The following is a 3,232-nucleotide window of genomic DNA, read 5'->3' as shown; positions in this document are numbered from 1 at the left end:
TGGGGAGTATGATATGAGCATATTCGAGGAAGACTAGAGCTAGTTATGCGCAGTAAGTTTGAGCTGAATAACTTATTTATATACGAAGGCTAATAGATTAATGGCAAGTTAATCGAGGGGCTGCCAAGTAAGGCTAAACCTAGATCAAGAGGAGAAAAAAGTCTATATGATATTTATGGCGGTGAGTGGAAGCCTCATACCATAGATCCGCGACATAATAGACCTCTTGCATAATCTATTCCGTGGGGTAATTTTGTTGTCAAAACTCCTTTGCGCTTCTCATATACTAGAGTATGCTGCGGTGCTCAACATCATTTTTCCTAAAAATTCCTCCTTCATTTTTAGGTTATGCAAGAGGTCTAATGAAAGCTGGGTGGAGAATGTTTTAATTAAGGAATTAAAGTCTGGCAAAGTTGTAATGATGGACAACGCCTCTTTTTATAAATCTAAGAAGACAAAAGAATTGATTGAATCAGTAAATTGCAGGATCATTTTTTTACCTCCATATTCACCAGATCTGAATCCAATAGGGAAATTTTGGGCTAATATGAAATGTTGGATTAAAAATCAAATTACTGAATTTGATCAATTATATGAGGCTATTTCTTTAAAATACCTAATTCAATCTAAATTACTATAGTTCCATAAAAATTTAATATTCTCAGTTTGCAACAGGCTCGTTATACAAGAGGTCTATTGTGCTTTATTACTTTTTGTATTAGACTTCCTCTTGAAAATATTATAAAACTAGATCGCAAAAAATGAGTATATGATCAGATATTTTATTGCTTTTATGAATAATTTTCTTTTTCTTACCTCAGTACTCGCGCATGAAGCGCCAAAGCCATGGAGTGGTTGGCAGGTTGATGAGACTATTACTCAAAATGTGTTGTACCTACCTATTGCTGACGAGGCGGTGAGTGCTATTGCTATAGATCCACTAGATGAAGAAGTTGTTGATTTGCTAGAAATTAATAATCCTAGAATTCAGCCATTATCTACTATTGACTCAGGATATCAAAATACTTACAAAGGATTTTCCAAGGTTAGGCTTGGACTATATAAAAGATTAGTAAAAATGCTAGAATTTCTTCCGCGGAATGTAGGTATTGCTTATTTCGAAGGGTTAAGGCCATTATGGAAGCAAAAGGAATATTTTGATAAAAAGTTTAAAGAGATATTATCCAAAATACCCGATCCTGAACTCGCATACCGCGAAACTACGAAACATGTTTCGCCTTTTATAGACAATATCCCTACTCATGCTACTGGCGCTGCTATTGATATCACTCTTTTTAAAATCAATAAAGACGTAAAGACTATGCTAAACATGGGTATGTTTGATACGATATATGGTCATAACCCAGCGCAAGAAACTTTTTCCGAAAATACAACTAAAGAACAAAGAGAGAATAGGCTAATATTATTGAATGCCGCAGTAAAATCTGATTTGGTAAATTATGGATTTGAGTGGTGGCACTATAGCTATGGTGATAAGGCCTGGGCCTATGTGAAGGCGAAGAAAGCGATGTATGGTTTGGCGGTAGAGCAGAATGACCCGATATTATTGATTAATAAAGCGAGTTATTTGCGTAGTTTTCAATAGACCCACTGCAAGCAGTGTAGATAGGTAGCTTTGCGGAGCAAAAGGCTTGACCTTAGTTTATATTTGAAAACAAGCTCTTATTTGCATAAAAATCTATTGAAAAATTGCTGCATTGTATGTTATTAATTAGTATTAGACATCTTTTAGACATATCTCTTAAAACTCGTTTAATTACAAGAGATAGTAGGCATGAGTTATGAAACGCAAAAAATGAGATTCATAAGGTGTTTAAGATTTTGAGTCCAGAAGCGACATGGCAATTATCGCTCAAAGCAGAGTTGCAAGAAGAAGTTGCATAGACAATACTGACGATTAAAGTTAGGATACAACTTTAATATCGTTAATGTGTTTGCAATCGTTAAAACCATTACTGATTCGATTTATTTTATTTATAAAATGCCCAAACGCGCAAAAGATTCTGATCTCTCTAAATGTAATCGTAGCCAATATCATCGCCATCACCACCATCATCATAATCACCGCCAACATGAATACTATAATCAAGAAATTAGTTCTAAACTTATTCGTTCTGTTACCTATCTTTCAGTAGTTGTGGCTGTAAGTGTTTCAGCAATCAAATTTCATTTATGGCTAAAGCTTAGTTCCTCGGCGTTATTGGCATCCTTTACAGATTCTATTTTAGATATCTCATCCTCTACTATTAACTTAATTGCTATTCGCCTCTCCATGCGTCCTGCCGACGATAACCATCGGTTCGGCCATAATAAGTTTCAAGACTTGGTAGTGTTTTCGCAAGCTATTTTCTTTTTTTTATCAGGTGCTGCTAGCCTGTTTCAGGCTTGTAAATCATTGTTTTTGAATCAAAGACTAGAGCAGTATAATCAAGACAGTGCCTATCAAATGTTGTTTTGTACCGCAATCACACTCTGTCTTGTAATTTATCAAAGTTATGTAATAAATCGCACTAATTCCAACATAGTTAAAACAGAGAGATTCCATTATCTAGCAGATGGAGCTACCGATATTGGAGTGATATTTTCAGTATCCTTTAGTCAATTTGCGTGGTTTTTAGATGCCGCGTGCGCAATATTGATATCTGTATATATCATCATTGGAGCGTTCAAGCTAGCGAAATTAGCATTAAAGAATTTATTAGACGAAGAATTCTCGTCGGAAGAAAGGGATAAGGTGGTAGACATGATCAAACAGCATCCACAAGCCCTTGGAGTGCACGAACTCAAAACAAGATATGCTGGCCAAAAACCCTTTATACAGTGTCACATAGAAATGGATGGCGAGCTTTCTTTAACTCAGGCGCACGTTATTGCGGAACAAATTACTTGTAATATACAATCAGCCTTTCCTGGGGCGGAAATAATAGTGCACCAAGACCCAGCAGGTATAGATGAGCAAGAACAAGGTTATTACGAAAGTTGGGAGCGTAGTTAGTGTTAATACCGCTTAGTACCGGACAGTTAGGTAAAAAAGTAGTAGCGTAAAGGTAGAAAAGCAGTTAAACATATACATTTTTAACGCTAATTAAGGATGTTTATGTTCTACAATACCACTTTACGCCAAATGTTATCAAAACATTTTCGATGGAATAAATCAAGAGTCGAATTATTGGGGATGATAATTTTATCACTTTTTAAGATCCAGAACGTA

The 3,232-nt window shown here is 35.6% G+C and carries 3 protein-coding genes; all 3 read left to right on the top strand.

The annotated features are described in order from the left end of the window. The first annotated feature begins 226 nt into the window (after positions 1 to 226). Positions 227 to 640: a transposase gene (locus Sarmat_RS07200; RefSeq protein ID WP_202149922.1), complete on the top strand. Its 414-nt coding sequence runs from the start codon at positions 227 to 229 to the stop codon at positions 638 to 640. 129 nt (positions 641 to 769) lie between these two features. Next, positions 770 to 1,606 carry a M15 family metallopeptidase gene (locus Sarmat_RS06335; RefSeq protein ID WP_202149921.1) on the top strand — a complete coding sequence of 279 codons (837 nt, stop codon included), beginning with the start codon at positions 770 to 772 and terminating at the stop codon, positions 1,604 to 1,606. 345 nt (positions 1,607 to 1,951) lie between these two features. Beyond that, entirely contained in the window at positions 1,952 to 3,016 is a 1,065-nt protein-coding gene (locus tag Sarmat_RS06330) for a cation diffusion facilitator family transporter (RefSeq protein ID WP_341826621.1), read from the top strand. Positions 3,017 to 3,232: the final 216 nt, after the last annotated feature.

This window comes from Candidatus Sarmatiella mevalonica, assembly GCF_016751895.1.
In the GTDB taxonomy this organism is placed as follows: domain Bacteria; phylum Pseudomonadota; class Alphaproteobacteria; order Rickettsiales; family Rickettsiaceae; genus Sarmatiella; species Sarmatiella mevalonica.
This window is presented reverse-complemented; position numbering and strand designations above follow the sequence as displayed.